Here is a 4,793-nt window from a genome sequence, read left to right on the forward strand (position 1 = left end):
GGCCATGCCCTCTTCTAATATGTGTGAGAGGTAGCGGCGGGAGGGCTCGTAGACCTCGGCGTTGAAGTGGTTGTGATCTCCCGTGCTGCCGCGTCGGCCCCAGAGATCCACGAGCGCCACATAGTTGTCGCGGTTGGCTTCCATGAACTCGAAATTGGCCTCGATGTAGGCCGTCAGCTTGTCGAGCGCGTTCTCGCACTCGCCGACCCGCTGCTTGATGTACTCGGCGGGCTTGCGCAGGAGGCTTTGAAGGATCTCCTCGACGAGCTCCTCCTTCCCACCGAAGTGGTAGGAGATGACTCCCTTGCTGATGCCAGCCATTTTGGCAATCTCCGCGAGCGATGCCTGCAAAAACCCTTGACTGGCAATGATTTGGATGGCGGTCTCGACGATCTGGCGCCGTCGCGCCTCTTCGATGAAGCTGGGTCGTTTCTGGCCGACCGGCTGAGTGTTTGACCGCACGGTCAAATTTTAACCTATCCGGTCATTCGAAGCAATCGGTATCCTTCTTACTTACTTTCTTCCCACGAAGTGGTTCATCGCGTCGTTGATGCCCATGAAGTTGGAGACGGCGTCGAACCAGCGAACCGGAAGCACTCGCAGCCAGGCGATGCTGTGAACGAGGGGCGGCGTGAAAAGGCGAGGGCGGTCGGCCTCGATGGCGCGCAGGATCATCTCGGTAAGTCTCGTTTCCGAGAGGATGGGCAGCAGAAACGGGAACCGTGACGCGACGCCCTCGAACATTCCGGTATCGACGAAATAGGGGCACACCACGGTCGTCTTGATGTTGGCGCCACGTTTCTTGAGCTCGACCCGGAGGGATTCGTCGAGTCCCACCGCGGCCCACTTGCTCGCGCAATAGTCGGAGAGACGGGCGACTCCGATGAGTCCGGCGGCGGAGGCAATCGTGACGAGGTGACCGCGGTTGCGCTCGAGCATCCCCGGAAGAAACGCCTTCGTGGTCCAGAACAAGGACAGCGTGTTCACCTTCAGGCTGCGCTCGATCTCCTCGTCGGGGATTTCGAGGAAGCTCGAGCCGCTGACGACGCCGGCGTTATTGATGAGCACGTCCACCGGCTCCCCCAGTCGACTCGCTACGCCATAAACAGCCCGGCGATCCGATACATCGCACACGAACGCTTCGACGGCGCCGCCCGCGGAAGCGATCTCCTTCGAAACGCGTGCGAGCCTCTCGCCGTCGAGGTCCAACAGGTAGAGCGCTCCGCCGCGTCGGGAGATCTCGAGCGCCATGCACCTTCCGAGCCCGCTCGCGGCCCCGGTGACGACGACACGACTTTGTCCGAGACGCGTCATGGCCGGGTGATTGTATCGCCGTCTTCGCCCTCGTCGTGAGCGAATCGGGCGACGTTCGGCTTAGAATAGGAGCTCGTCTTCATGAAATCGATCGATTCCTTCGACCTCGTCCCCGGGCGTACGCTCGCGCGCAAGTACGAGATCGTCTCGCTCCTCGGTGGCGGATGGGAAGGCGAGGTTTACAGGATACGCGAGAAGACGACGGGCATCGAACGGGCGGCGAAGCTCTTCTTCCCCAAGCGCAACCCCCGAAACAAGACCGCCAAGCGATATGCGCGAAAGCTGCACAAGCTGAGGGACTGTCCCATCGTGATCCAGTACCACACCGAAGAGACCGTCATCGTGCGCCGGACGCCAATGACCGTGCTGGTTTCCGAGTACGTAGAGGGCGAGCTTCTGAGCGAGTTTCTCGAGCGGCAGCCGGGCGGCCGACTCCAACCCTTTCCCGCCCTTCACCTCCTTTATGCCCTCGTCAAGGGTGTCGAGTGCATCCACCGGCTTCGCGAGTACCACGGCGATCTCCACTCGGAGAACGTAATCGTCGAGCATTACGGCCTGCGCTTCGATCTCAAGATCCTGGACTTCTTCCACTGGGAGGAGTCTCCGAAGCGTGAGGGCCTCCAGGACGACATCTGCGATCTCGTGCGCATCTTCTACGACGCTCTCGGCGGAGCGCGCTTCTACGCGAAACATCCCCAGGAGGTCAAGGACATCTGTTGCGGGCTGAAACGCTCTCTCGTTCTCAAGCGGTTTCCCACCGTGACCCACTTGAGACAGCATCTGGAAACGATGAGATGGGCCTAGCGCCGAGGCTCGAGATCGGCGAGGCGCGCGTATACGTCGAGCAGGAGCACCTGAAGGAAGCCTTCTTCGCGATCGGGAGCGGTCGGGTTTCGGTGCACTCGCGAAAGAACCCCGCGAGGGCAACGTCGAACGAGGATGCTGCCGCCGTCCTCGTTACCGGGAACGATTCGGCGGTGCTTGCGGTTGCCGACGGTCTCGGCGGCGCGCGCGCGGGCCAGCACGCCTCGGCGACGGCGGTGCATTCGCTAGTCGGCGCCGTGACGGAAGGGATTCGCGGCGAGCAGGAGATCCGGGCGGCAATTCTCGACGGCTTCGAGCGCGCCAACGAGCGGGTGCTCGCCCTCGGTGTCGGAGCGGCGACGACTCTCTCCGTCGCCGAGATCGATGGGCGTTCGGTTCGTCCCTACCACGTCGGTGATTCCTTCATCCTCGTGACCGGCAATCGAGGCCGGATCAAGCTGCAGACGATCTCCCACTCGCCCGTGGGGTACGGGGTCGAGTCGGGTCTGCTCGACGAGCACGCGGCGATGCACCACGAGGAGCGGCACGTGATCAGCAACGTCATCGGAAGCAGCGACATGCGCATCGATGTGGGGATCCCGCTGAAGCTCGACCCCCGCGACACCCTTCTGCTCGCGAGCGACGGGCTGTCCGACAACCTTCACACCGATGAGATCGTCGAACGGGTCCGCCGAGGCGCTCTCGAGACCGTCACCCGCCGGTTGTACCAGAGCGTTCACGAACGGATGGCGGAGTCCGACGGCGATAGCCCCTCGAAGCCGGACGATGTGACGTTTCTGATCTTTCGTCTGGCGAAGTGACGCGCGCTTCGCGGAAATCAGTGAGCTTCGACGGACCGAATCACCTTCCCGCCGAGCATGACGAAGGAGACGTTTTCGAAAACGGCGAGATTGCGGAGTGGATCACCCGGAACGGCGATGATGTCGGCGAGCTTTCCCGCTTCGAGGGTTCCGATCCGGTCCTGCCAACCGAGGAGCTCGGCGTTGACGCGCGTCGCTGCCTGGATCGCCTGCATGGGCGTCATCCCCGCTTCCACGAGGAGCGCGAGCTCTCGCACTCCCTGGGCGACGGGGAAGCCGACGTAGTCCGTGCCGACGGCGACGTGCACGCCACCTCGGATGGCCTTCCCCACGGCTTCCATGTGTGCGCCTCGGTACTTTCGGGTGAGAGCGTTCATCTTCGCCTGGGCTTCGCTCTCAGGTTGTTCTTCGAGGTAGTAATCGCCGAGGTAGAGCGTCGGCACCAGATAGACGCCGCGCTCGGCCATGAGGCTCAAACCCTCGTCGTCGATGAAGGTTCCGTGCTCGATCGATCGCACCCCGGCTCGAACCGCCGCCTTGATGCCTTCGGCGGAGTGAGCGTGCGCGGCGACCGGGACGCCCAGTCGCGTCGCTTCTTCGACCATCGCCCGCAGCTCTTCGGGGCTGAAGTGAGCGCGCTCGGGGTTGTCGCCCGCCGACATCATGGCGCCGCTCGCGAGCACTTTGATCCAGTCGCTTCCAAACTTCAATTCTTCCCGAACGGCGTGACGAATCGCCTCGACCCCGTCGACAACGAGGCCGTCGGCCACGACGTGATGCTCGGGCCCGAGGAAATTGATGTCGCCTCCCCCGCCGGTGATCGAGAGGTAATGCCCGGCGCCCGTCAGGCGGGGCCCGTCGAAGAGCCCTTCTTCAATCGCGGTCCGTACGTCGAGATGCGCGTAGAAGACGTCGGCGTCGCCGAGCACGCGCAACGTCGTCCATCCCGACCGGAGGAGATCCCGCGCTACCTTGAGACCGCGGAGCGCCTTGTAAGCGGACGAGCGTCGCAGATGATCGACCTGATAGTCGTCGGTCGCAATCAAGAGATGGGCGTGGGCATCGATGAGGCCGGGAAGGCAGGTGTGGGCGGAAAGATCGATGACCCTGTCCCCATCGATCCCATCGAGGGATGCGCCGATGGACACGATACGATCGTCCTCGATCCGAATCGTGCTATCTTGCCGGGCTTCGTTGCCAACCCCGTCGATGACCGCGTGGCAGCGAAGGACGACGGTCTCAGCCAGTAGCGGATTGCTCGCGCAGAGGAGCCATCCCAACGTGAGCGCTCGCGGAGACCGCAACGTCATCGGCGCGGCACAGTATCACAAGTCCGGTGCCAGCAATGGCAGCGCGGACGTCGAAACCTTCTTGAAACGCGTCGCCGATCGACTTCGAGACGGCCAACCATCTCACGAGTGTGAGCGGAGCCTCGACCCGCTTGCCTTCAACGGAAGAGAGGATGTAGCCTCCATCGCATTCGGCCTCGAACCTTCCGAGGAGGTGGCAATGGCTCTTCATGCCCTGAGGCTCGCCGGGTGGCCGGCCCTCATCTCCCTTCTCGTGACCATCGTCCGATTCTTCGCCGAGCGGTCCGGAGTCCCGAACCCCGTCACATTCTGGATAGGGATTACCTGGGTCGCGGTCGCAACCGGTATCTACTATGGCTTCCGTCTGGTGAGTGAAGAGCGGCCCTACGCTCTTCTTTGTCTGAGCATGGTTTTCCTGGGATGGTTGTCGCGCGTTCCCGCGGTAATTCTCTGGTGGATCACTAAAACCTACGGCCTCGGAACGCACTATGACGTTTTCTCCAGTTGGGGCGAGGCCCTCTCCCTACAACTCGGTCTCGGACCC

General features: G+C 62.7%; 6 protein-coding genes. 3 read left to right on the top strand and 3 right to left on the bottom strand.

Features of this window, described 5'->3' with window-relative positions; genetic code table 11:
* On the bottom strand, positions 1-462 hold a 462-nt coding region (locus VEK15_30475; GenBank protein ID HXV65060.1), incomplete at its 3' end, for a TetR family transcriptional regulator.
* Between the two features lie 51 nt (positions 463-513).
* A complete protein-coding gene (locus tag VEK15_30480) occupies positions 514-1,314 on the bottom strand; it encodes an SDR family oxidoreductase (protein HXV65061.1) in 801 nt (266 codons plus the stop codon).
* An 81-nt stretch (positions 1,315-1,395) separates the two neighbouring features.
* On the opposite strand from VEK15_30480, the gene VEK15_30485 reads away from it, so the two are divergent.
* Both VEK15_30485 and VEK15_30490 read left to right on the top strand, forming a co-directional pair.
* Positions 1,396-2,118, top strand: a complete 723-nt coding sequence (locus tag VEK15_30485; protein ID HXV65062.1) for a protein kinase — start codon at positions 1,396-1,398, stop codon at positions 2,116-2,118.
* Positions 2,109-2,939 (top strand): protein phosphatase 2C domain-containing protein, encoded by an 831-nt coding sequence (locus VEK15_30490; protein HXV65063.1) that lies wholly within the window; start codon positions 2,109-2,111, stop codon positions 2,937-2,939. The genes VEK15_30485 and VEK15_30490 overlap by 10 nt, the downstream gene beginning before the upstream one ends.
* Positions 2,940-2,956: 17 nt before the next feature.
* Here VEK15_30490 and VEK15_30495 read toward each other — a convergent pair whose 3' ends face one another.
* On the bottom strand, positions 2,957-4,249 hold the full coding sequence (locus VEK15_30495) for an amidohydrolase family protein (protein ID HXV65064.1): 1,293 nt from the start codon (positions 4,247-4,249) through the stop codon (positions 2,957-2,959).
* On the opposite strand from VEK15_30495, the gene VEK15_30500 reads away from it, so the two are divergent.
* A partial coding sequence (locus tag VEK15_30500) for a hypothetical protein (protein ID HXV65065.1) occupies positions 4,221-4,793 on the top strand: 573 nt, incomplete at its 3' end. The genes VEK15_30495 and VEK15_30500 overlap by 29 nt on opposite strands.

This window comes from Vicinamibacteria bacterium, assembly GCA_035620555.1.
Classification (GTDB): domain Bacteria; phylum Acidobacteriota; class Vicinamibacteria; order Marinacidobacterales; family SMYC01; genus DASPGQ01.